Origin of the sequence: Microbacterium sp. GXS0129, assembly GCF_044769785.1 — a bacterium.
Lineage (GTDB): Bacteria > Actinomycetota > Actinomycetes > Actinomycetales > Microbacteriaceae > Microbacterium > Microbacterium nymphoidis.
In genome coordinates this window covers 695787-717360 of record NZ_JBIZVZ010000001.1, presented here as the reverse complement: position 1 = coordinate 717360, position 21574 = coordinate 695787, and the positions used below count along the sequence as shown (strand labels likewise).

23 protein-coding genes are annotated in these 21574 nt (G+C 67.5%); 12 read left to right on the top strand and 11 right to left on the bottom strand.

Features of this window, described 5'->3' with window-relative positions; all coding sequences use genetic code 11:
• Nucleotides 1-9 precede the first annotated feature (9 nt).
• The 5 genes from ACIQJ5_RS03185 to ACIQJ5_RS03165 form a co-directional block, all read right to left on the bottom strand.
• On the bottom strand, nt 10-1089 hold the full coding sequence (locus ACIQJ5_RS03185) for a Gfo/Idh/MocA family protein (RefSeq protein ID WP_402840799.1): 1080 nt from the start codon (nt 1087-1089) through the stop codon (nt 10-12).
• Nucleotides 1074-1775 carry a ThuA domain-containing protein gene (locus ACIQJ5_RS03180; RefSeq protein WP_402840797.1) on the bottom strand — a complete coding sequence of 234 codons (702 nt, stop codon included), beginning with the start codon at nt 1773-1775 and terminating at the stop codon, nt 1074-1076. The genes ACIQJ5_RS03185 and ACIQJ5_RS03180 overlap by 16 nt, the downstream gene beginning before the upstream one ends.
• Nucleotides 1776-1816: 41 nt before the next feature.
• A complete protein-coding gene (locus ACIQJ5_RS03175; RefSeq protein WP_402840794.1) occupies nt 1817-2698 on the bottom strand; it encodes a carbohydrate ABC transporter permease in 882 nt (293 codons plus the stop codon).
• Nucleotide 2699: 1 nt separating this feature from the next.
• Entirely contained in the window at nt 2700-3554 is an 855-nt protein-coding gene (locus ACIQJ5_RS03170; protein WP_269142955.1) for a carbohydrate ABC transporter permease, read from the bottom strand.
• 68 nt (nt 3555-3622) lie between these two features.
• The gene (locus ACIQJ5_RS03165) at nt 3623-4966 is read right to left on the bottom strand and encodes an extracellular solute-binding protein (RefSeq protein WP_402840792.1); all 1344 of its coding nucleotides are present in this window, start codon (nt 4964-4966) and stop codon (nt 3623-3625) included.
• A 197-nt stretch (nt 4967-5163) separates the two neighbouring features.
• Between ACIQJ5_RS03165 and ACIQJ5_RS03160 the strand changes: the two genes are divergently transcribed.
• From ACIQJ5_RS03160 to ACIQJ5_RS03150, 3 genes are all read left to right on the top strand, one after another.
• A complete protein-coding gene (locus ACIQJ5_RS03160) occupies nt 5164-6198 on the top strand; it encodes a LacI family DNA-binding transcriptional regulator (RefSeq protein WP_231090478.1) in 1035 nt (344 codons plus the stop codon).
• Between the two features lie 134 nt (nt 6199-6332).
• The gene (locus ACIQJ5_RS03155; protein WP_231090479.1) at nt 6333-6944 is read left to right on the top strand and encodes a DUF4166 domain-containing protein; all 612 of its coding nucleotides are present in this window, start codon (nt 6333-6335) and stop codon (nt 6942-6944) included.
• Nucleotides 6941-7897, top strand: coding sequence for an epimerase (locus ACIQJ5_RS03150; protein WP_402840789.1), 957 nt, complete (start codon nt 6941-6943; stop codon nt 7895-7897). Before ACIQJ5_RS03155 ends, ACIQJ5_RS03150 begins: the two co-directional genes overlap by 4 nt.
• A gap of 61 nt (nt 7898-7958) precedes the next feature.
• Here the strand turns inward: ACIQJ5_RS03150 and sucD are convergent, their stop codons facing one another.
• Both sucD and sucC read right to left on the bottom strand, forming a co-directional pair.
• On the bottom strand, nt 7959-8861 hold the full coding sequence (sucD, locus tag ACIQJ5_RS03145) for a succinate--CoA ligase subunit alpha (protein WP_231090481.1): 903 nt from the start codon (nt 8859-8861) through the stop codon (nt 7959-7961).
• Nucleotides 8862-8894: 33 nt separating this feature from the next.
• A complete protein-coding gene (gene sucC, locus ACIQJ5_RS03140) occupies nt 8895-10064 on the bottom strand; it encodes an ADP-forming succinate--CoA ligase subunit beta (RefSeq protein WP_231090483.1) in 1170 nt (389 codons plus the stop codon).
• 147 nt (nt 10065-10211) lie between these two features.
• On the opposite strand from sucC, the gene ACIQJ5_RS03135 reads away from it, so the two are divergent.
• The 7 genes from ACIQJ5_RS03135 to ACIQJ5_RS03105 all read left to right on the top strand — a co-directional run bounded on the left by ACIQJ5_RS03135 (nt 10212) and on the right by ACIQJ5_RS03105 (nt 14147).
• Nucleotides 10212-10655: a hypothetical protein gene (locus tag ACIQJ5_RS03135; protein ID WP_231090484.1), complete on the top strand. Its 444-nt coding sequence runs from the start codon at nt 10212-10214 to the stop codon at nt 10653-10655.
• Between the two features lie 49 nt (nt 10656-10704).
• Nucleotides 10705-11373 (top strand): TetR/AcrR family transcriptional regulator, encoded by a 669-nt coding sequence (locus ACIQJ5_RS03130; protein ID WP_231090485.1) that lies wholly within the window; start codon nt 10705-10707, stop codon nt 11371-11373.
• 88 nt (nt 11374-11461) lie between these two features.
• Nucleotides 11462-12208 carry a hypothetical protein gene (locus ACIQJ5_RS03125; RefSeq protein ID WP_231090486.1) on the top strand — a complete coding sequence of 249 codons (747 nt, stop codon included), beginning with the start codon at nt 11462-11464 and terminating at the stop codon, nt 12206-12208.
• Between the two features lie 5 nt (nt 12209-12213).
• Nucleotides 12214-12531 carry a hypothetical protein gene (locus ACIQJ5_RS03120; RefSeq protein ID WP_231090487.1) on the top strand — a complete coding sequence of 106 codons (318 nt, stop codon included), beginning with the start codon at nt 12214-12216 and terminating at the stop codon, nt 12529-12531.
• 13 nt (nt 12532-12544) lie between these two features.
• Nucleotides 12545-13240, top strand: a complete 696-nt coding sequence (locus ACIQJ5_RS03115) for a hypothetical protein (RefSeq protein ID WP_231090489.1) — start codon at nt 12545-12547, stop codon at nt 13238-13240.
• A complete protein-coding gene (locus ACIQJ5_RS03110; protein WP_402840783.1) occupies nt 13237-13695 on the top strand; it encodes a hypothetical protein in 459 nt (152 codons plus the stop codon). Before ACIQJ5_RS03115 ends, ACIQJ5_RS03110 begins: the two co-directional genes overlap by 4 nt.
• Complete coding sequence (locus ACIQJ5_RS03105; protein WP_402840780.1) at nt 13692-14147, top strand: hypothetical protein; 456 nt, start codon at nt 13692-13694, stop codon at nt 14145-14147. Before ACIQJ5_RS03110 ends, ACIQJ5_RS03105 begins: the two co-directional genes overlap by 4 nt.
• 98 nt (nt 14148-14245) lie before the next feature.
• On the opposite strand, the gene ACIQJ5_RS03100 is transcribed toward ACIQJ5_RS03105, so the two are convergent.
• The 3 genes from ACIQJ5_RS03100 to ACIQJ5_RS03090 are packed head-to-tail and all read right to left on the bottom strand — an operon-like array spanning nt 14246 to nt 17347.
• The gene (locus tag ACIQJ5_RS03100; protein ID WP_231090494.1) at nt 14246-15139 is read right to left on the bottom strand and encodes a carbohydrate ABC transporter permease; all 894 of its coding nucleotides are present in this window, start codon (nt 15137-15139) and stop codon (nt 14246-14248) included.
• Between the two features lies 1 nt (nt 15140).
• On the bottom strand, nt 15141-16064 hold the full coding sequence (locus tag ACIQJ5_RS03095; RefSeq protein ID WP_402840777.1) for a carbohydrate ABC transporter permease: 924 nt from the start codon (nt 16062-16064) through the stop codon (nt 15141-15143).
• Complete coding sequence (locus tag ACIQJ5_RS03090; RefSeq protein ID WP_402840775.1) at nt 16058-17347, bottom strand: extracellular solute-binding protein; 1290 nt, start codon at nt 17345-17347, stop codon at nt 16058-16060. Before ACIQJ5_RS03090 ends, ACIQJ5_RS03095 begins: the two co-directional genes overlap by 7 nt.
• Before the next feature lie 163 nt (nt 17348-17510).
• Here ACIQJ5_RS03090 and ACIQJ5_RS03085 point away from each other — a divergent pair, with 163 nt between their 5' ends.
• On the top strand, nt 17511-18506 hold the full coding sequence (locus ACIQJ5_RS03085; protein WP_402840772.1) for a LacI family DNA-binding transcriptional regulator: 996 nt from the start codon (nt 17511-17513) through the stop codon (nt 18504-18506).
• Nucleotides 18507-18555: 49 nt separating this feature from the next.
• On the top strand, nt 18556-19617 hold the full coding sequence (locus ACIQJ5_RS03080) for a class I SAM-dependent methyltransferase (RefSeq protein ID WP_402840770.1): 1062 nt from the start codon (nt 18556-18558) through the stop codon (nt 19615-19617).
• Here ACIQJ5_RS03080 and ACIQJ5_RS03075 read toward each other — a convergent pair.
• Complete coding sequence (locus ACIQJ5_RS03075; protein ID WP_402840768.1) at nt 19614-21494, bottom strand: DUF222 domain-containing protein; 1881 nt, start codon at nt 21492-21494, stop codon at nt 19614-19616. The genes ACIQJ5_RS03080 and ACIQJ5_RS03075 overlap by 4 nt on opposite strands.
• Nucleotides 21495-21574: the final 80 nt, after the last annotated feature.

Genomic DNA, 21574 nt, shown 5'->3' with positions numbered 1-21574 from the left:
CGCAACGAGTCAAAGTGACTGCAGTTCCACCCGGGCGGGAACCACGCAGGTCGACACCACCGGGACCGCGGTGCGAGTGGCGGCGGCGCGCAGCACCGATTCCATGACATCGAGGGCGTGATAGCCCAGCTCCCCCGACGCCCGGGCGTCGTCACCCACGAGCGCCCGGTCGTGGATGCCCACGCCGCGGCCGGCGTCGATGTACCCGGCAGATGGCTCCTGCACGATCCAGTCCACGTCTGCGAGCGAGCGCACCAGCACATCGCCGTCGAAGGTGTTGGGATCGGGCACCACCATCGATCCGCTCTCCCCATGCACCTCGATGTTGGCCGAGCGCGTGGCCACCGCATCGAACGACATGACAAGGGTGGACAGTGCACCCGACGCGTGCTCGAGCACTCCCGTGATATGGGTGTCGATCTCGACGGGGACACGCTCACCCGCGCGATCCCCGGAGCCGATCACACGCTCGTCACGTAGGCGACTGGCCGATCCCACCACGCTCACCACCGGACCCAGCAGATGGATGAGGGCGCTGACGTAATAGGGGCCCATGTCCAGCAGCGGTCCTCCGCCGGGCAGGTAGTAGAAATCGGGGTTCGGATGCCACCGCTCGTGCCCCGGCGTCACCATCGTCGCGGTCGCGGCGATGGGCCGGCCGATGCGGCCGTCCTCGATCACCCGCCGCGCCGTCTGGACTCCGGTCCCGAGCACGGTGTCGGGCGCACAGCCCACCCATCGGCCGGCGTCGTCCGCCACGCGCAGCACCCCCGCACCGGCAGCGCCGTCGGCCGCGAGCGGCTTCTCGCTGTAGACGTCCTTGCCCGCGGCGATGATCCGCTCCGACACTTCCGCATGCGCGAGCGGAATGGTGAGGTTGACGACGAGGGAGATGCCGGGGTCGGCGAGGAGCTCGTCGATGCTGAGAGCACGCACACCCGGAACCTCTGCGGCCACCGCCGCCGCACGCTCGATCATCAGATCGGCGACGGCGACCAATCGCACGGTCTCCAGGCGGGCGAACGTCGCCAGGTACTGGGCGACGATGCTCCCGCACCCGATGATGCCCACATTCAGCGGCTGGCCCACAGCATCCCCCGCTCGATGATGGTGCGCACGTTCGGGTCCTGCAGCACGTCGACGGAGTGCCCCGGCGTCGCCACGAAGATCCGCCCCTGCCCCCAGTCACGTGTCCACACCGCGGGCGAGGTGATCGGCCGGTGCCAGGGATGGTAGGGCTGAACCGGGTGGGTCGTGGTGGCGAGCACGTCGATCAGGTCATCGTGCAGCACCCAGTACTGCTCGGTCGTCAGCGGGAAGTCCTCGATCCCTGCGGTGATCTCATGCCGGCGGCCGAGATCGGTGATCTCCACCGTGTACGGGAGGTAGTTGTCGGACTGCTCGCCGTGACGCTCGTCGGGGTGCTTGCCGGGATGCGTGGCGAACTGGCCTCCAATCAGCTGGAGGTAGTCGGCGTCGTTGCGATAGGAATCGGCGATGCCGCCATGCCACCCGGCCATTCCGGCACCGGCCTCAATGGCCGCACGCAGGCCCTGCTGCTCCTCCCGCTGGATGGTGTTCATCGTGTTGCACTGCACGATGAGATCGAATCCGGCCATTGCCGCAGCATCAGCGTAGATCGCCGGGCTCTCCTCGATCCGCACCGCGTAGCCGTTGTCTCGCAGGAACGGGATGAAGAGCTCCGTCGCCTCGACGGGCGCGTGCCCGTCCCATCCGCCCCGGACGATGAGCGCCGATTTTGCCGTGTCCGTCATGTCTTGCCTTTCGTCTGTCAGGTTGCTCGCGCGGGCGGCGCTCACTTGCTGAAGCCCGCGGTCAGGCCGCTCACCAGCTGGCGACGACCGAAGATGTACACCACCACGAGCGGCAGCGTGGTCAGCACGACGCACGCCAGCACGGCGGGGATGTTGACGCTGAACTCGCCCTGGAAGCTCCACAGCGCCAGCGGCAGCACGCGCAGATCCGGGCTCTGGGTGAGTACGAGCGGAAGGAGGAACCCGTTCCACACGCCCAGCGCGTTGTAGATGGCGACCGTCACGATCGCGGGCTTCGTCAGCGGCAGCGCCAGCCGCCACAGCGTCTGCCACTCGCTGCAGCCGTCCAGCCGCATGGACTCGAACAGCTCGTTGGGCACATCCCGGATGAAGTTCGACAGCAGCAGCACGCTCAGCGGGATCGCGAACGCCACCGAGGGCAGCACGATCGCCAGCAGGCTGTCGTACAGGTTCAGCCGGATGATCATCAGGTAGACCGGGATGATCGTCGCCTGCAGCGGTATGGCCAGCCCCATGAGGAACGTGCTGTTCGCGATGCGCAGGAAGCGGCTGCGGCCACGAACGATCGCATAGGCCGCCATGAACGACAGCGCCAGGGTCGGCACCACCGCTCCCACCGTGATGAGGACGCTGTTGATGAAGTACCGGACGAAGTCCGCCTCGATCACGGCGGTGTAGTTGTCGAGGGTCGGGTTCATCGGCAGCGCCAGCGGGTTCTGGCCGAAGTAGTCCGCCTGGTGCTTCAGGCTCGTGACGACGACGTAGTACACCGGCACGATGATGATCGCGAGCCAGATCCAGCCGGCGAGACCGCCGAACAGATTCGGACGTCCGGTGCTCGTGCGTCGGGCACGCCGGCGGTCGGCCTCGCGGGGAATCACAAGGGTGGTCGTGGTCGTCATCTCAGGCTCCGTCCAACTGGCTGGCCGACTTGTCGGTGCCGCCGAGACGCTGCAGGAACAGCGCGAGCCCGAGGCCCAGCAGCACGAGGATGACGGCGATCACGCTCGCAAGGCCCATCTGGTTCGCCTTGAAACCGGTGAGATACATGTCCAGCGGCAGGATCCGCGTGGCGTTCGCGGGCCCTCCGCCGGTGAGCACGAAGATCAGGTCGAAATAGGTCAGCGATCCCACGGTCATCAGCGTCGACGACGTGATGATCGTGTACTTCAGCTGCGGCAGCGTGATGTGGAAGAACTGGGCGATCCGCCCGGCGCCGTCGAGCTGAGCCGCCTCGTACATCGACTGCGGGATCTGCCGCACGCCGCCCTGATAGATGAGCGTGTGGAAGGGCACGAACTGCCAGGCGATCACGAAGATGACCACACCCATCGCGAGCGCGGGATCACCCAGCCAGTCCTGCGCGAGGAACGGGAGTCCGAGCCCGGCGGCGAGACCGAAGTTCGGATCCAGCAGCGCCTTGTACGCGACCGCAATCGCGGCGGAGGAGAGCAGCAGCGGCAGGAAGTACAGCACCGCGAGCACCGCGCGATAGCGCTGGGTCCCCGCCGTGAAGACGCCGAGCAGCAGGCTGATCGGCGTCTGCACCAGCCACGACAGCACCATGACGATGATCGTCAGGCCGAACGCACGCCACGTTCCGGGATCGGTGAGGACAACGCCCCAGTTCGCGATGCCGGAGAAGGTGATCGCGCCGATGCCGTCCCAGTCGGTGAAGCTCAGGGCCAGCACGCCCACTAGCGGAACGATCGCGAAGATCACGAAGTAGATCAGGGCGGGGGCGGCGAGCCAGCTCAGACCACCTCCCGTCGCGCCCGCGCGACGGGAGGCGGGAACGAGCGCTCGCGCGGTGTTCGCGCTCACGGTCACTTCCCGATCGTCTTGTTCATGTTCGCCGCGAACTCCTCCGGGGTGATGGAGCGCGAGAACAGCTGATCGATGTTGTTGAGCAGGGCTTCAGCGGCGGTCGGGCTGAGAGCCTGGTCCCACGACTGCTGGAAGCTCGGCGCGTTGCCCGCGAGCTGGTAGACGAAGGTCAGATAGTCGGCGTCGTCCGTCGCGGCGAGCTTGTCGTCCACACCGTTGACCACGGGGACGGCCCCGTTCTCGATGAGGCCGTCGATCTCCGCCTCGGTGAACAGCCCGGTCTTCAGGTAGTCCTCGGCGATCTTCTTCTGCTCGTCGGAGGCGGACGAGGAGATGGAGAGGTAGTTCGCGGGATTGCCGACGACGTTCTCGGCATCGCCGACGCCGCCCTCGATGGTCGGGAACGACACGAAGCCGAGGTTGCCGTCCTGCACGAAGTTCTGGCCGTCCGCCTTCATGGATCCATACGTCCAGCCGCCGTGCAGCATCATTGCGGCCTTGCCGGTGTAGAGCAGCGCCTGGTCCGCGTTGGAATCTGCGGTGATGGAGTTGAAGCCCTTGATGAACCCGTCGGCGGCGACGAGGTCCTGAGCCTTCTCCAGCGCTTCGAGCGCCGCCGGGTTGGACCAGGCGTCGGGCTTGCCCAGGAAGATGTCGTTGAACACCTCCGGCCCGCCGATGCGGTCGAAGAGGTACTCGAGCCACATCATCGACGTCCACCGCGACTGACCGGCGAGCGAGATCGGGGCGATGCCCTTCTCGTTGAACGTGGTGACCAGGCTCATCAGGTCGTCCCAGGTCTTCGGCGGCTCGACTCCGGCGTCGGCGAAGACCTTCTTGTTGTAGAACAGCACGATCGGCTGCACGTCCTGGATGGGCATCGCGTAGATCTTGTCGTCGATGGTGGCGGCACCGAACGAGCCGGGGAAGAGCCGGTCCTTCACCTCGGGGTTGTCGGCGAAGAAGGAGGTGAGATCCTCCACCTGCCCGGCATCCGCGTAGGCCTTCAGCGTGCCGCCGCCCCAGCCGTAGATGAGCGTGGGCGCCTGGCCCGCGCCGATGGCCGTGCGGATCTTCGTCTTGTAGGCGTCGTTCTGGAAGAAGGTGACCTCGAGCTTCTCGTCCGGGTTGGTCTTGTTGAACGCGTCGACGGTGTCCTGACGCAGCCCCTCCTTCGGCTGACCGGACAGCGCCCACATGGTGGCGGCGCCCGTGCCTGAGCCTCCGCCGGAGCCCGTGGGACCGGACGTGCCGCAGGCGGCGAGGGACAGTGCCATCGCGGAGGCCGCGACCGCGGCTGCCAGGCGGATTCGACGTGACGAGCGGTGACTGCTGTGTGCCATCTCAGTTCTCCATTGAAACGAGGGATTGTGATGCGAAAGTTTGCGCAAGTTTCTCTGCAACTTTCGTGGTCATGACCGTAGTCCGGAAGCAGATCGGTGTCAATGCCGAGTTCTCCCGGCAGACGGCGCTGTCTTCTTGCTCCTGCGGGCCGGGCACGACAGGATGTCTGTAGCGAAAATTTTCCTCGGAGGAAGACATGGCCCGAGAGCTCCCCGGCCCGAATCTGGCCAGCATCGCCGAAGCCGCGGGCGTCTCCGTTCCGACCGTGTCCAAGGTGGTCAACGGCCGCGGCGGCGTGTCCGACGAGACCCGGGAGCGCATCCAGTCGCTGATCACGGAAGCCGGCTACCGCTCGCCCCGCACTCGGCGGCTGCGGACGGGCAATCGCACGATGGTGGATCTCGTGATCGGCGAGGTGCGCAACGGCTACTCGGTGGGCGTGCTCAACGGCATCCTGGAGCATGCCCGAGAGGTCGATACGGACGTGGTGATCTCCTCGGTCAACCCGGGGAGCATGCACCTCACCGATGCCGACGAGTGGGCGGACCGCATGGTGGACTCGGGCCGGCAGGGACTGATCGCGGTGACCTCGGATCTGTCCTCCGCACAGCACGCCGCATTCGCCTCGCGAGGGCTGCCGGTTGTCGTGATCGATCCGCTGAACACTCCCGCCGCGGACCTGCCGAGCGTGGGCTCGACCAACTGGGCGGGCGGGCGGGCGGCCACGGAACATCTGCTCAGCCTCGGCCACCGTCGCATCGCCTACCTCGGCGGGCCGGCGAGCGCCGAGTGCAACCAGGCGCGCATGCACGGCTACCTCGCGGCACTGATGGCGGCAGGGATCCCGATGCGTGCGGACTACCTGTACGACGCGCCGGGATTCACCCCCGCCGGCGGGCTGGCGAACGCCCGGACCGTCCTCGACCTGGAGGATCCACCGACGGCCATCTTCGCCGCGAGCGACACGATCGCCCTCGGCGTCCTGGACGAGGCCCGGCGCCGCGGGCTGGAGGTCCCTCGCGACCTGAGCATCGTGGGATTCGACGGAACGCCGCTCGCCGAGCAGACGCTCCCCCACCTCACCTCCGTGGCGCAGCCACTGCACGACATCGGGCGCACCGCGCTGCGCACGTTGCTGCAACTGATCGCGGGGGGCAGTGCTGACGTGCCCCGCATGGAACTTGCAACCGAGCTCGTCGTCCGCGATTCCACCGCCCCACCGCGGGCCTGAGCCCCTTCATCGCGCACGTTTCGCGCCCATTCGACGACGGGAAGCGCACAGTGCGCGCCGTGAAGCGCCGAGTTGACACGGTGCGCTCGAGCGAAGAAACTGAACGTGTTCAGTTCGAGATTCGGGGGCTCAGGATGACACAGCCGGTTTCGCCGTATGCGGCAGCACTCGGAGACCGGAGGAATCGGCTCGCCGCGCCGCTGCAGCGCTACTTCGACACGATTCCCGACGGGTACGTGGGGCGCGGCGAAGGTGTGTTCCACGTGGTGGGCACGCCCCGGAAGTGGCTCTGGCCGCTGCTGCGACCGCTACAGCGCAGCGCCGTCGTCCCGGCCGGCTTCTGGCTCGATGTCCCGTTCACCGTGGTGAACCGGACGATCGGCGAGCGCGGGATGGGAGTGCGCACCTTCCACCTGCCGACTGGGGACTTCACGATGACCGACATCGTCGCCCGAAGCGGCGTGGGAACCGCGGACGCCATCGGGACCCCGGCGCGGGTGAGCGCTCGATTCGATCTCGACGTCCGGGATGAGAAGCTGCTGATCACCAGTCGACGCATCGGCCTGCGCATCGGCCGGCTCCGCCTGGGGACGCCCCCCTGGTTTCCCGCGCGCATCCGCATCGTCGAGTATGCCGAGGGCGACGGGCACGGCATGTCGTTCACCCTCGATCTCCCACTGATCGGCCGCGTCTACGAGTACCGCGGTTCCTTTCGGTCGTACCGCATCGAGAAGGCGGAATCGTGAGGGACGGCCGTGTGGTCATCGGCGGGGCGAACGGCTTCGTGGGCACCCACCTGGTGGACCGCTATCGCCGCGCCGGACGCGAGGTCATCACGATCGGGCGGCGCGGGTGCGATGTCGCCTGGGACGACCCGGACGCCATCCGTGCCGCCGTCGACGGTGCGGCACTCGTGATCGGTCTCGCTGGCAAGAGCGTGAACTGCCGCTACAACGCTCGTAACCGCGCCGAGATCTTCCGATCGCGCCTGGACACCACGGCAGCACTCTCGCGCGCGATCGCCGCGTCCGACACCCCCGCACCGGTGTGGATCAACTCGTCCACCGCGACCATCTACCGGCACGCGATGGATCGCCCGCAGACCGAGTCGGCGGGCGAGATGGGCACCGGATTCTCTGTTTCGGTCGCACAGGCGTGGGAGCGGGCCCTGATGGCGCAGTCGCTTCCCACCACCCGCCGCATCGCGCTGCGTACCGCCATCGTTCTCGGTGACGGCGGCGTGTTCGCCACGCTGCACCGGCTCGCCCGGCTGGGGCTCGGCGGCACGAACACAGACGGCTGGTGGCCGGTGAGCCGCGCGCGACTGCGGGCCGGTACCGCTCACCTGCCGGGTTCGCGCGGCGGCGAACAGCACTTCAGCTGGATTCATCTCGTCGATCTGGCCCGCGCCATCGATCTGATCGAGGAGCGCGACGATCTGTCCGGCGCCATCAACGCCGCGGCGGCGCACCCGGTGACCAACCGGGAACTGATGCGCGAGGTGCGACGCGTGTCGCGTGCGCCGATCGGGCCCCCGATGCCGCGGTGGGTGAGCGAGCTCGGCGCCATCCTGATCCGGACGGAGACCGAGCTGATCCTGAAATCTCGTTGGGTGGTGCCGGAGAAGCTCGTGAACGCCGGCTTCAGCTTCGAGCATCCCCGGCTGCGCGACGCTCTGGAAGCCTCGCTGCCCCGGTGACCCACCCGCCCGGGAACGACGAAGGCCCCCGGATCGCTCCGGGGGCCTTCGTCGTTGCTGCTTACAGCGCTGCGATGATCTCGCGCATCAGGGCGGCGGTCTCGGACGGCGTCTTGCCGACCTTCACGCCGGCGGCCTCCAGGGCCTCCTTCTTCGCCTGGGCGGTGCCGGCCGAGCCGGAGACGATCGCACCGGCGTGGCCCATCGTCTTGCCCTCGGGGGCGGTGAAGCCCGCGACGTAGCCGACGACCGGCTTGGTGACGTTGGCCTTGATGAACTCCGCGGCACGCTCCTCGGCGTCGCCACCGATCTCACCGATCATGACGATGGCCTTGGTCTCCGGGTCCGCCTCGAACGCGGCGAGCGCGTCGATGTGGGTGGTGCCGATGACAGGGTCGCCGCCGATGCCGATGGCGGTGGAGAAGCCGTAGTCGCGCAGCTCGAACATCATCTGGTAGGTCAGCGTGCCCGACTTGGACACGAGGCCGATCGGGCCCTTGCCGGCGATGTTGGCGGGGGTGATTCCCACCAGCGACTCACCGGGGGTGATGATGCCGGGGCAGTTCGGGCCGATGATGCGGGTCTTGTTGCCCTTCTCGGTCGCGTACGCCCACGCCTCGGCGGAGTCGCCGACCGGGACACCCTCGGTGATGACCACGAGCAGCGGAATCTCGGCGTCGATGGCCTCGATCATCGCGGAGCGGGTGTGCGCACCCGGCACGAAGGCGATGGAGACGTCGGCACCGGTGGCTGCCATGGCCTCCTCGACCGAGGCGAACACGGGCAGCTCGACGGCGTTGCCGTCCTTGTCGACGTGCGAGACCGTGGTGCCGGCCTTGCGCGCGTTCACGCCGCCGACGATGTTGGTTCCCGCCTTGAGCATGAGCGCGGTGTGCTTGGTTCCCTCGCCACCGGTGATGCCCTGGACGATGACCTTGGAGTCCTTGTTGATGTAGATCGACATATCTCTAGTCCTTTGAATCCGAGTCCGGGGCGATCAGGCGTTGGCCAGCTCGGCGGCCTTGTCGGCGCCCTCGTCCATGGTGGCTGCGAGGGTGACGAGCGGGTGGGCGTACTCCGCGAGGATCGCGCGACCCTCTTCGACCTTGTTGCCGTCCAGGCGGACGACCAGCGGCTTGGTGGCGGCGTCGCCCAGCTTCTCGAGTGCGCCCTTGATGCCGTTCGCAACCGCGTCGCAGGCGGTGATGCCACCGAACACGTTCACGAAGACGCTCTTGACCTGCTCGTCACCGAGGATGACGTCCAGGCCCGCGGCCATGACGTCCGCGGATGCGCCACCGCCGATGTCGAGGAAGTTGGCGGGCTTGACGTCACCGTGGTTCTCACCGGCGTAGGCGACCACGTCGAGGGTGGACATGACCAGACCCGCGCCGTTGCCGATGATGCCGACCTGACCGTCGAGCTTGACGTAGTTGAGGCCCGCAGCCTTCGCCTTTGCCTCGAGCGGGTTCTCGGTGGCCTCGTCGACCAGTTCCTCGTGCTCGGGGTGGCGGATCTCGGAGGCGTTGTCGTCCAGCGAGACCTTGCCGTCGAGGGCAACAACCTCACCCGAGCCGGTGAGCACCAGCGGGTTCACCTCGACGAGCGTGGCGTCCTCACCCTTGTACACGTCGAACAGCTTGACGAACACGTCGGAGACGGCGTCGATCAGCTCCTCGGGGAAGTTCGCCTGCTTGGCGATCTCCAGGGCCTTGTCCTTGTCGATGCCCGTCAGCGGGTTCACCTCGACGCGCGCCAGCGCCTCGGGCTTCTCGACCGCGAGGACCTCGATCTCCATGCCACCCTCGACCGAGCACAGGCTCAGGTAGGAGCGGTTGGCGCGGTCCAGCAGCACGGAGAAGTAGAACTCCTGCTTGATGTCAGCGCCCGCGGCGACCATGACCTTGTGGACCGTGTGGCCCTTGATGTCCATTCCGAGGATCGCCTGGGCGGCTTCGTAGGCCTCCTGCGGCGACTTCGCGACCTTGACGCCGCCGGCCTTGCCGCGGCCGCCGGTCTTCACCTGAGCCTTGACGACGACGACACCCGTCCCGATCTTCTCGGCAGCCGCCTTCGCCTCCTCAGGAGTCTCGGCGACGATACCGGCGAGAACCGGCACCCCGTACTTTTCGAAAAGGTCACGTGCCTGGTACTCGTACAGATCCACTGTTGTTCCTCCGGTGGGCTGCGATCTGGAAAAAGTCTCTCGATATCGAGATAACGACCGGTATCACAGCCTACTACCTCCGCCTGAGCGCCCGCGGCCGGTGTGCACGGGAGCGGAACCGGCCGTGCATCTGGGAGAATCGGAGCGATGAACGACAGCGCCACGCCCTCGCCCGAGTCCGCCTCAGCCTTCGGGCCCGCCGCCGACGCAACCCCGGAGGCCGCAGAGCCGTCCGACCTGCTCGCGGAGCTGGCGTCGCGGGCGGAGGCCGGAGAGGCCACCCACGTCGAGCTCGTGGATGCCTTCCTGGCGGCGACCGTCTACGTCCCCTCCGTCACCGATCCGGAGGGCGGCACCATCGACCCCGTGATCACGCGCGTGGACGAAGTCGACTACATGGTGGTCGCCAGCACCACCGGCGCACTGGAGCACACCGGGGACGTCGCCCGCTTCGGCGTGCCGATGAACGGGCGCAGCGTGATCACCGGCATGAACCCCGATCTGGCGCTGATGATCAATCTGTCCTTCGGAGCGTTCGCGATGCCGAAGGCCATGCTGGACGACATCCGGTCGCAGAACCCGCTCGGTTGATACTGAGTTTCACCTTTCGCGACACCGCGTATCGCAGTACCCTCGTCCAATGAGCACTCCTCGCCAGAGCACCGCAGACGTGTCGTCCGTGGTCGCCGCCGCCCTCACCCTCTTCGAGGAGCAGGGCTTCGAGCAGACGTCGGTCGATCAGATCGCCAAGGCCGCCGGCGTGTCCCGATCCACGTTCTTCCGCCAGTTCGGTGGCAAGGACGACGTCGTGTTCGCCGATCACGAGTATGTGCTGGCCGAGGCCCGCGCCTTCCTCGATGACCGCCATGAGAACCCCTGGGTCGCTGTGACAGACGGTGCCATGCTCGTCTTCAAGCACTTCACGTCGGACATCGACGTTGCGCGCAAGCGCTACGAGCTCGTGCGGCGCATCCCCGCCCTGCGCGAACGCGAGATCGTCACCGTGTTCCGCTATGAGCGACTGTTCGACGAGTACCTGCGCAGCGCCCTTCCGGGCCTCGATCCGGTGGACGCGGTGGGCTTTGCGGCCGTGGTCGCCGCCGTCCACAATCACGTGCTTCGCCAGATGCTGCGCGGCCGCAAGGTGCCCGCCGCCACCCTGCGCGCGGCGCTGGATGATGCGCTGCACCGTTTCGGCGTGCACCCAGACGGCGCCCGTGCCGCCGAGGACGACGTGGTCGTGGCCGTCTTCCCCCGCTCGATGCCGATGGCCGAGGTCACCCGCCGCGTCCAGGCGCAGATCGGCTGACGTCGCCTCGTCGATGCTTCGGGCTACTTGCCCATCCGATGAGCGTGTGTACCCTGGCAGAGGAAGCAGACGCAAAAAGGGGGCGTTGATGACCGACGATGCTGAGCGATTCTTCGAACTGCGCGATGAATTCGATCGAGAAGCGCAGATGTACACCGAAGCGGCGGAGGGCGAGCAGCCCGCGTCGCACACCGATGAGACCGGTGCTCTCACCGTGAACATCGACTCCGAGGGGCTGATCTCGTTCGCGATAGCGAACGACTGGCAGAACCACATCGAGGCCTCTGCTCTCGCGGGCCGGCTGGTCGAGACCTTCCAGCAGCTCAGCACGGCTCGTCTGGAGGCGTGGGGAACACACCTCGGCGAGGCTCAGGAGCACGAGCACCGCGCCACGCCGCTGCCGCCCACAAGCGATTCCGTGGCGGAGAAGCTGCGCACCGCGTTGACCGAGAGTCCCGACGCGGCCTCCCAGGTGGAGCGGATGCTGGAGAACGTCCTGGAGATGCTCGAGGACATGACCGCCGGCTTCGATGAGACGTTCGCCACCGCGATGAGCCGCGGCGGACGCGTGGACACCGTCGCTCCGCTCTCCGGTCACCTCACGGTGAACCTGACGGCGGGCGGCCAGTTGCAGGGCATCACGCTGGATTCCCGCTGGGCTGCCCGCTCGGCGGCGACCCAGGTCGCACGTGAACTGAACGAGGCGCTGCGCGAAGCACACGAGGCGACCGCGGAGGAGCGCACGTCTGCAGCGCTTGCCGGAACGCCGCTGGAGAAGTACCAGCGCCTCCTCGACGACCCCGACGGCTTCGTGTCGTACATGACAGGACGGTAGGAAGAATGGCTCCCGATCTCCGCGCCAATTTCGAGGCGCTCACCAAGGACGCGTCCATCTGGGACGAGGCATCCAACACGCTCCGCACCAGCGGAAACTCGATCGCCGCGATTCAGGTGACTCATGGCGCGTTCTCGTTCGCCGCCATGGATGTCGCCGATCAGTACGCGGAACTGCACCAGCGAGTCACGCAGCTCCTCGCGGACGGCGCTCAGGCCGCAAGCAACGGCGCTAAGGCGCTGCGCGAAGTTCGCGACATGTATCAGCAGATGGAAGAGGGAACCGTATCCGAGCTGTCACGCATGTGGCAGCCGGTGGTCTGAGGGGGAAGACGACATGAATCCGATCATCGAGCGCGCTCTGGAGCTGCTGGAGAAGATCCGCCAGAAGATCGACGAGATCGTGCGACTGGTCAACGCCGCGCTTCGGCTCCTGCCCGCGGCGCTGTCCTGGGTGGCGGACCGGCTCCGCGAGGCCTGGGACGGCATGCTGCAGAAGATCGGCGAGATGTGGAAGGCGATCTCGGAGTTCTTCAGCCACGTCGGCGACCCGTTCATGCTCAACGGCGCCGCGCAAGGATGGAAGACCGCCGCGGCGAAGGTGTCACGGATCAACGACACGATCATGGACGCCAACCTCTCCGTCGACGACAAGTGGACCGGAAGCGGAGCCGACCAGTACAAGCAGCGCATCGAGACCCAGCGCCGCGCCAACACGTCGATCATGGCGGACTACGCCGAGAACGTCAGCGGCGCCATGACGGGCCTCGCCGTGGCGATCGGCGTGTTCTGGGGCGCGGTGGTGGTCGCGATCCTCACGCTGCTGGGCGCCCTCGCGGGAGCTGCCGTGGCGACGGGGACGATCGTCGGACTGCCCGCGGTACCCGTGCTGGTGACCATCGGCATCGTCGCCTTCCTGGCCGCCGTGGGCACGGGTGTCGCCGTGCTGTTCCTGTCGGCGGGGCAGGCGCGTGCGACCATGACGTCCACCGCGGCGGGCATCGCGTCCTGGCCGCCGCTCGCCAACGCATGACCGTTCCCCCTGCGCCCTCGCGGCAGCACGACCCGAGGGCCGCGCGCATCGTCGCGCGGTCCTCGGGCGTGATCGCGCTCGTCGTCGCGGTGGCCACCGTCGCCTTCGCTCTCGCCGCGGCCGAACCCCGTCTGATCGCCGCAGCGATCACCGGACTCGTTCTGGGTGTCCTCAGCCTGTGCATCGCGGGCTCTCGCGCGGCGCGCCCCGCGAACGCGGGTGCTGAGACGGGATCCCTCGCCCCGCTCGGGTTGCTCTGCGCGGCGACCTACGTCGTTGGCATCGCCGTGCCTCTGGTGGGCTTCTTCGTGAGCATCGCGGTGGGTTTGACCGGTGCTACACCGCTGGCCGTCATCCTCTTCGTGCTGGGGATCCTGTCCGCTTTCAGCGGGCTGCGCATCCTGCGCGCGGCGATGCTGCGGCGCCAGGCGGCTCCGACGGCTCCCCTCCGATGAGTGCTCCGCACGGGGCGAGCCCCCGGCCACGCGCGGGCCGCGGCGCGGCCTGGGTGACGGCCGTCGCGACGGCGGCTTCCGCGGTCGCGGCTCTCCTCGCGTGGCTGAACGTCGGCGCCGATTCCGCTCTGGTCGGCCCCGCACTGGTGGCGACGCTGCTGGCCGCCGTGGGTCTGATGACGACGGGCTACGGCTTCTCTCTGTCCCGGCCGGACGGCGGTGCACACGTGTCGATCGGCCCGCTCGTGCTCCTCGCCGCGGTGGCCGCCGTCGACGGTGTGATCGCGAGCATGGGGATCTTCGTCCTCGCCTACGCAGTGGGCAGCAGGGATGCGTCGACGACGTCGATCATCGTGGTGGTCCTCGGCGTGACGATCACGATCTGCGCTTTGCGGATGATCCGCATCATCCGTACCCGAACGACGGGCCCGCAGCCCTCGTCCGGCTCGTGACCGGGTCGCGTCGCTGATGCCCGTGCGGCCCGATGCGGCCGCGGTCATCCCGACACGCGACGGACGGGCGCCCGCAGCACGCGGGCGCCCGTCTTTCGTCATTTGATCCCGGTCATCGTGATGCCCTGGATGAAATGCTTCTGCATGGCGATGAACAGCACCAGCACCGGGATCACGATCAGGAACGATCCGGCCATCTGCAGGCCGTAGTCCGCCCCGTGACCACCCGCCTCAGCCGAGAACAGGGCGAGGGAGACCGGGAGGGTGTACATCGAGTCGTCCTGCGAGATGATCAGCGGCCACAGGAAGCTGTTCCACGATCCCATGAAGGTGAAGATCGCGAGGGTGGCAAGAGGGGCCTTGCACAACGGCAGCACGATCTGGAAGAAGGTGCGGAACTCCCCCGCACCGTCGATGCGGGCTGCGTCCAGCAACGAATCGGGGATCTCCAGCATGAACTGCCGCATGAGGAAGACGCCGAACGCACCCACCATCCCGGGCAGGATCAGCCCCCAGTAGGTGTTGACCATCCCGAGGTTCGCCACCAGCACGAACTGCGGGATGAGGGTGACGATGCCGGGGACGAACATCGTCGCCAGCACCACCACGATGATCGCGTTCTTGCCCGGAAAACGCATCTTCGCCAGCGCCCATCCGACCATCGAGGAGAACAGCAGCGTCGTGGCGACGGTGGCCGCGGCCAGCAGCACCGAATTCAGGAACGGGCGCAGGATGTCGAACTGGAAGAACCAGGCGGCGAAGTTGTCCAGGGTCGGGCTCTTCGGCCACCAGGTCACCGGACGGGACATGATCTCGGCCTTGGTCTTGAAAGCGCCGAGCACCATCCAGACGAACGGCAGGATCGTCGCAGCCAGCCCGATCGACAGCACCACCATCACCACCAGGTTTCCCCAGCGGAAGGGCTTTCGCCGAGAACGGTCCTCCGCGGGCGCGGTCATCACAGTGCGCGCGGGTGCATCAAGAGCGGTCATGTCAGGTCCTCTGCCGGAAGAAGCGGAACTGGATGAGGGCAAGGATTCCGACGAGCACGAAGAGGACGTACGCTCCCGCGGCTCCCACGGAGTAGTTGCCGTACTTGAACTGGTTGTAGACCTGCAGCGCGATGGAGGTGGTCGACTCCAGCGGACCGCCGTTGGTCATCACGAAGGGCTCGTCGAAGAACTGCATGTAGCCGGTGGTCACCAGGATGGTGTTCAGCAGGATCGTCGGCATCATCATCGGGATGGTCACGCGGAAGAACTTCTGCACCGCGTTCGCACCGTCGATGGCGGCCGCCTCGTTGACCTCGGCCGGAATGCTCTGCAGACCGGCGAGGAAGATCACCATGGAGGATCCGATGTTGCGCCACACCGCCATGATCGTGATCGCCATCAGCGCCGTGTTCGGATCGCTCAGCCAGTTGGGCCCGTCGATTCCGACCCAGCCCAGCATGGTGTTGATCACACCGGTGTCCTGGTACATGATCCGCCAGACCACGGCCACCGCGACGATGGTCGTGATGACCGGGGTGTAATAGCCCACACGGAAGAAGGTGGCGACCCGGCGGCTCAGTGAGTTCAGGAGCACGGCCAGCACCAGCGCGATGAACAGGGTCGACGGCACGCCCACCACGACGAACACCAGGGTGTTGCGCAGCGCCCGCAGGAACGACTCATTCGTCAGAACCGAGATGAAGTTCTCGAGTCCGACGAAATTCACGTTGAACGGGTTGCGGATGTCACGGGCACGCAGGTCGGTGAACGACATCGCGAACGAGCTCACCAGCGGGATGAGGCTGAACACGCCGAACGTCAGCACGAACGGCGACACGAACACCCACGCGATGAGGGCGGAGCGGCGGCGCTGGGCGGCCAGGGAAGACGTCTTCCCCGGCCGCCGCGCGGTGGATGTCACCATCCGAAGCCGATCGAGTCGGCCTGCGTCTGGATCTGCTTCGCCGCATCAGCGCTGGAGAGTTCGCCGCGGGCGACCTGCTCGGAGTACTTGCTGATCAGATCGGAGATCTGCGACCACGCCGGGTAGTTCGGCGGTGCCACGGTGTCCTGCATCTGCTCCATCAGCGTCTTGGTGACGGGGTTCTCCTGAATGGCGGAGTCGTCGCCGGCAGCGATGTTGGCGGGCAGTTCCTTCTGGAGCCCGTACCAGGCCTGCTGCTGCTCGGTCTGCCCCATCCAGGACAGCAGCGACCAGGCAGCTTCCTTGTTCTTCGCCGCGGAGAAGACACCGAGGTTTCCCCCGCCGATGTACTGGTCGTTGTTGCCGCCGGGGCCGGCGGGTGAGACGGCGTAGCCCACGGAGTCCATCGTGAAGTCTGCGGGAGCGGTGCCCTTGTCGATGAGCTCCTGGTAGACATCGAGCATCCAGGGCCCCGAGATGAACATCGGCGTGCCGCCGTTCTCGAACGTGGCATCGGTGGTCTCGGCGGGCGCCTCGCCGCGGGTGAAGAAGCCCGCGTAGAAGTCCAGCGCCTGCACGAACTCGGGGGTGTCGATCGTCCACTTCTCACCGTCGGTCATGCTGCCGCCCGCCTGCGCCACGAACGGCACGATCACCTGCGCCGGCGACTCGGTGGGCTTGGGCAGGCTGAGACCGTAGGTGCCGCCCGGCCGTGTCTTGAAAGCGGTGGCCATCGCCTTCATGTCCTCCCACGTGGTCGGCGCCGACAGACCCAGCTGCTCCGCGAGGTCCTTGCGGTAGAAGAGGAAGCGCGTCTCCACGTACCAGGGCATGGCGTAGGCGCCGTCCGGTCCGGTCACCGAATCGATGGCGGCCGAATAGAAGTCGTCCGCCTGGTACACCCCATCGGGGACCTTGTCGAAGCCGCCCATGCCGATGACCGTCGCCGTCTGGTCCGACCCGGTCATGATGATGTCCGGTCCGGTACCGGCGGCGGTCGCCGTCTGGATCTTGGTGATCACCTGGTCCCACGGGATGTCGGTGACCTTCAGCGAGGCATCCGGGTTGTCGTCGAGCCAGGGCCCCGCGAGCTCCTGCAGGTTGTCGGCATGCCCTCCCGCGGTCCAGATCTCGATGACGCCCGTGGCCTTGCCCTCCGCCGCGGCGCCCGCTCCGCTGTCCGTGCCCCCGGTCGCGCCGTCGGCGCCGCGGCCGCAGCCGCTCAGCACCAGGGCGGCACCGAGGACCACGGCAGCCGTAGCGGTGACTCGTGTCCTGCGCATGCTCACTCCTTCGTGATTTCGAAACAGGGTCTCGAAATTTCGATCCCTCTCCGGGAACTATAGAGCGACGGGCACGGATAGGTCCAGAGATTTCCTCAGAAAATGCCTGCGCTTGCGGGGGTGATCACGGTATGGTTTTTCGGAAAGTCTGTGAAAGGGAACCATGACAGTCCAGCTCGCCCGGATCGCCGAAGAGGCGGGCGTCTCCGTCCCCACGGTCTCGAAAGTGCTCAACTCCCGACCAGATGTGGCCAGCTCCACGCGGGAACGGGTGACCGAGGTGCTCTCCCGGCACGGGTACGAGATCCGCTCCCGTGCACGTGTCACCACCGGTTTCCTGGACGTCCGCATCGTCGACCTGGATCGAGCCTGGTCCGAGGCGGTGGTCCGCGGAGCAGCGGAGGCCTCGAAACGACATGACAAGGATCTCGTGCTCACGGTGGATCCCGACCCGGAGAACTGCGACGACTGGGTGCGCCACGCGGTCGAACGTGGCTCGGACGGACTGCTGAGCGTTGTCGGGGTCCCCAGCGATGAAGCCCGGCAGCTCCTCGCAGACGCCGGGATTCCCCTGGTGATCGTCGACCCGCTGCGCCGGGTTCCCGAGGGGACATACTCCGTCGCCGCGACCAACTTCCAGGGCGCATTCGACGCCGCACAGCACCTCATCTCACTGGGACACCGCCGCATCGCCACCATCACCGGACCCCTGGACCAGGCGAACGGCATCGCCCGGCTCGCCGGATTCCAGGCCGCGATGCTGCAGTCGGGCGTTCCCGTGGACGATGAGCTGGTGATCCGTACCCAGTACGGCGTCGATCAGGGGTACGCCGCCACGCGGCTCCTGCTCTCGCGCGCCGAGCGCCCCACCGCCATCTTCGCCGCGAGTGACGACAGCGCACTGGGGTCCATCCGGGCGCTGCGCGAGCAGGGACTGCGCATTCCCGACGACATCTCGGTCGTGGGCTTCGACGACATCCCCCACTCACAGTGGACCGACCCGCCGCTCACCACCATCCGCCAGCCGCTGGCGCAGATGGGAAGCGCCGCGGTCGACGCCCTGGTCCGATCCCGCGCGGGTCATCGCCTGGCCGCGCACACGGAGCTGTCGACCACCCTCGTCGTGCGATCGTCCGCAGCGGCCCCCGCTTCCGTCTGAGGTCACGGACGCCGCCTGACCGAACGGGCGGGCCGTGCGAGCATGGAGTGTGACCGACGCACTGTCCCCCGCCGCCCGCCTCGCCCTCGATGAGGCGTTCGAGCGTGATGCGGCGCGCGGCGGCTTCGCACACCGCGGTGCCGTGGCGGTCATCGGCGACGATGCCCTGGCAGCGGCAGCGCGTGAGCGCTTCGGATCGCCGATCCGCCTCTTCCACGAGCTCACCCCGATTCCGGTCGCGCCACCGGAGGGCTGCGAGCGCCACGGCCTCGTTCCGGAACTCGTCGATGGTGTGACCCTCGTGGTCGGAGAACTGCCCCGGACACTCGCCGGGGTCGACGAGATCGCCGGTCTCGTCGCGCGCCATGCCGATGCGGATGTCCTCGTCGTCCTCGCGGCGCGCGAGAAGAACCTCGAACGAGGGATGAACGAGCGCCCGCGGGACTCCTTCCTGGAGGTCGCGGCCAGCCGGGGCCGGGACAAGGCCCGCGCGCTGATCGCGTCGGGTCCACGACCGACCCCCTCTCCGGCCTATCCGCGCTCGGAAATCGTCAGCGGTCTGGATTTCCCGATCGCGGCGCACGGCGCCGTGTTCGCCGGCACACGTCTGGACATCGGAACCCGCGCGCTGCTGGAGGTACTGCCGGCACAGCTGGATGCCGCTGCGCTTCCGGAGCGCCCCACGGTCGTGGACCTCGGGTGCGGCACGGGAGTGCTGGCGGTGTGGACGGCACGGCACCTGCCCGGCGCCCGGGTGATCGCGACGGATCGCTCTTGGTCGGCGGTGTCCTCCGCTTCCCGTACCGCCCAGCTCGCCGGCGTCGCGGACAGGGTAGACACCGTGCATGCCGACGCCGGGGAGGGGATCCCGGACCGGAGCGTCGATGTGGTGCTGCTCAATCCTCCGTTTCACGATGGGCGTGCCGTGATCGACGACATGGCGCATCCGCTGTTCCGCGCTGCGGGCCGGATGCTGCGCCCCGGGGGCACGCTCCTCACGGTGTACAACTCGCATCTGAAGCACCGTGGCGCATTGGAGCGCAGCGTGGGCCCCACGTCCCAGGTGGCTCGGACGCCGAAGTTCACGGTCACGCGCTCCATCGCCCGCTAGGTGTCATCCGTCTGTCTGGGACGAATATCGCGCCGGTGATGTGGTTTGCGGATCCAGCGTTGGTCGGGATCCCAGAGGAGCGGGGCCTGCACTTCTGGCACTCCCTCGCGGATGCGAATCCGCCACCCGGCCTGTTCCAGAGTGCGGTGGTGATGAAAGCAGATCGCCACGGCGTTGCTGGTGTGCGTGGGACCACCGTTCGCCCACTCTGTGACGTGGTGGTGTTCGCACCAGGTGGCCGGAACGTGGCAGCCGGGAATGATGCACTCCCGGTCCCGATCGTTGATCGCGCGGCGCTGCCTGGGCGTGAGGATGCGCGCCTCGCTGCTGATCGCCGTGACCGCCTGGTTCGCGTCGTAATGGATGTGCTGGACGCCGCCGGTGCAGGTGATGCGCAGCGCGGTTGCGATGGAGATCGGCATCTCGAGTCCCGAGACTTCCGCGTGTGCCACAGCGAGTGAATCGCCCGTGAGGCCGCTGTTGCAGTGTTCGGCTTCGACCCGAGCGTCCGTACCGACTCCCTCACCAGCATGTGCTCCGGAGTCATGAGGGGCGCCAGCGCGCCGCCTGAGGGCAGCGCTGTGAATCCGAACGAGCAGCGTGGGCGCGTGGCCCTGGAGAGCAGGAGCGCGTCCGGACTCAGCGGCGATGCGGAGGATCGCAGACAGGGCGTCGTGACGCTTCTGCGGCGGCGTGCGCCGATCATCCGCGCGTGACGGCACGCACACACACGCCATCGCGGACCCCGCCTCCGCACCGGCACCGGGCCATCGAGAATCATGCTCGGCGTGCGCCGCGTTCACGTCTCGGGCACCACAGACACACGGCGGCGCATCGACATCGCTGTCCGGCGACATGAGGGTCGGCGTCGATTCACGGAAGTACACCCCGCCGCGCGGCAGATGCAGGACGGGAGCGCCGATGACAGCCTCGACATCAGCGGGCGAAGTTCCCGGTTCACCCCCAGTCCCATCCGCGTCTTCATCCGCTGCGCCGGCGACACGAGGGGCATCCAGACCACCCGGAGACATCGCGAAGGGTAGCGGGATCGGCGGTGCCGCGGGGTTGTTGTATGCATCGAGAAGGAGCTGGAGTTGCGCAGCGGCTTCCGGAAGGAGCGCACCACGAATCGGCACAAGACCACCGACCGGCGTCCCGAGTGTGATGCCACGCTTCAGCATCGCGATACGCTCGGCCGGCTCCACTCCGTCAGGGTCGATGCGCGCGAGAACCGCCCGAGACATCGCGTCGAGGTCCGAGGCCGGGTAGCACACGTTCCACGCCGCACCGGGATGCTTCCCAGCGGCGGAGCCATCTCGATCAGCCGATGCCGCGACATCCGTCACCGCATGTGCGCCACGGGCAAGGTCCACGAGGAACTGCTCCGCCTCATGCACCGCCGCCGCATCGATGCGGGAAGCGGCGTTGTTCAGGACGCCCGCGATCGCGAGGATCCCGTCCGTCCCCAGGACTCCGCACCTGGCCGCGTCGGCGACAGCCGGAAACAGGCCCGGAACCACCGCTCCCGACAGATCCGTGGGCTGCGTGATCAGCCCTGCGGCGCGCACCCACTGGCGCGCCGTGCGACCGCTCGCCCCCACGGCGCGCTCGATCACCTCCGCCACTGTGCGGCATCCGATCCGGGTGGTCATCAGGGCTCCGCGATCGGCGGACGATGAGCGCTGCTGAACCTCGCCCACCGTCTGCAGGAGGGCACCCTCGACGAAACGCAGGACTCCGCCCAGCACCCGCAACCGGGCGATGAGTTCCTCATCGGTGGCCGCGTCCTGGCTCGCGGGCAGTGCGGCAAGCGCCTCAGCGAGTTCCAGCCCCGCGCCAGTGACCTGGTCGAGTGCCTCGGAACCGTACATGAACATAGCTCCATTCAACTCGGGGCCACCGACATTCGACCGGTGTTTTCCCCAGCTCAGTGGGCATATTCAGAGGCAACCGGCCA

Coding starts and splice junctions, on each gene's coding strand:
- ACIQJ5_RS03180 (WP_402840797.1), bottom strand. CDS start 1,775: ATGACGGACACGGCAAAATCGGCGCTCATCGTCCGGGGCGGATGGGAC.
- ACIQJ5_RS03175 (WP_402840794.1), bottom strand. CDS start 2,698: ATGACGACCACGACCACCCTTGTGATTCCCCGCGAGGCCGACCGCCGG.
- ACIQJ5_RS03165 (WP_402840792.1), bottom strand. CDS start 4,966: ATGGCACACAGCAGTCACCGCTCGTCACGTCGAATCCGCCTGGCAGCC.
- ACIQJ5_RS03160 (WP_231090478.1), top strand. CDS start 5,164: ATGGCCCGAGAGCTCCCCGGCCCGAATCTGGCCAGCATCGCCGAAGCC.
- ACIQJ5_RS03155 (WP_231090479.1), top strand. CDS start 6,333: ATGACACAGCCGGTTTCGCCGTATGCGGCAGCACTCGGAGACCGGAGG.
- sucD (WP_231090481.1), bottom strand. CDS start 8,861: ATGTCGATCTACATCAACAAGGACTCCAAGGTCATCGTCCAGGGCATC.
- ACIQJ5_RS03135 (WP_231090484.1), top strand. CDS start 10,212: ATGAACGACAGCGCCACGCCCTCGCCCGAGTCCGCCTCAGCCTTCGGG.
- ACIQJ5_RS03130 (WP_231090485.1), top strand. CDS start 10,705: ATGAGCACTCCTCGCCAGAGCACCGCAGACGTGTCGTCCGTGGTCGCC.
- ACIQJ5_RS03125 (WP_231090486.1), top strand. CDS start 11,462: ATGACCGACGATGCTGAGCGATTCTTCGAACTGCGCGATGAATTCGAT.
- ACIQJ5_RS03120 (WP_231090487.1), top strand. CDS start 12,214: ATGGCTCCCGATCTCCGCGCCAATTTCGAGGCGCTCACCAAGGACGCG.
- ACIQJ5_RS03115 (WP_231090489.1), top strand. CDS start 12,545: ATGAATCCGATCATCGAGCGCGCTCTGGAGCTGCTGGAGAAGATCCGC.
- ACIQJ5_RS03110 (WP_402840783.1), top strand. CDS start 13,237: ATGACCGTTCCCCCTGCGCCCTCGCGGCAGCACGACCCGAGGGCCGCG.
- ACIQJ5_RS03105 (WP_402840780.1), top strand. CDS start 13,692: ATGAGTGCTCCGCACGGGGCGAGCCCCCGGCCACGCGCGGGCCGCGGC.
- ACIQJ5_RS03100 (WP_231090494.1), bottom strand. CDS start 15,139: ATGACCGCTCTTGATGCACCCGCGCGCACTGTGATGACCGCGCCCGCG.
- ACIQJ5_RS03095 (WP_402840777.1), bottom strand. CDS start 16,064: ATGGTGACATCCACCGCGCGGCGGCCGGGGAAGACGTCTTCCCTGGCC.
- ACIQJ5_RS03090 (WP_402840775.1), bottom strand. CDS start 17,347: ATGCGCAGGACACGAGTCACCGCTACGGCTGCCGTGGTCCTCGGTGCC.
- ACIQJ5_RS03085 (WP_402840772.1), top strand. CDS start 17,511: ATGACAGTCCAGCTCGCCCGGATCGCCGAAGAGGCGGGCGTCTCCGTC.
- ACIQJ5_RS03075 (WP_402840768.1), bottom strand. CDS start 21,494: ATGTTCATGTACGGTTCCGAGGCACTCGACCAGGTCACTGGCGCGGGG.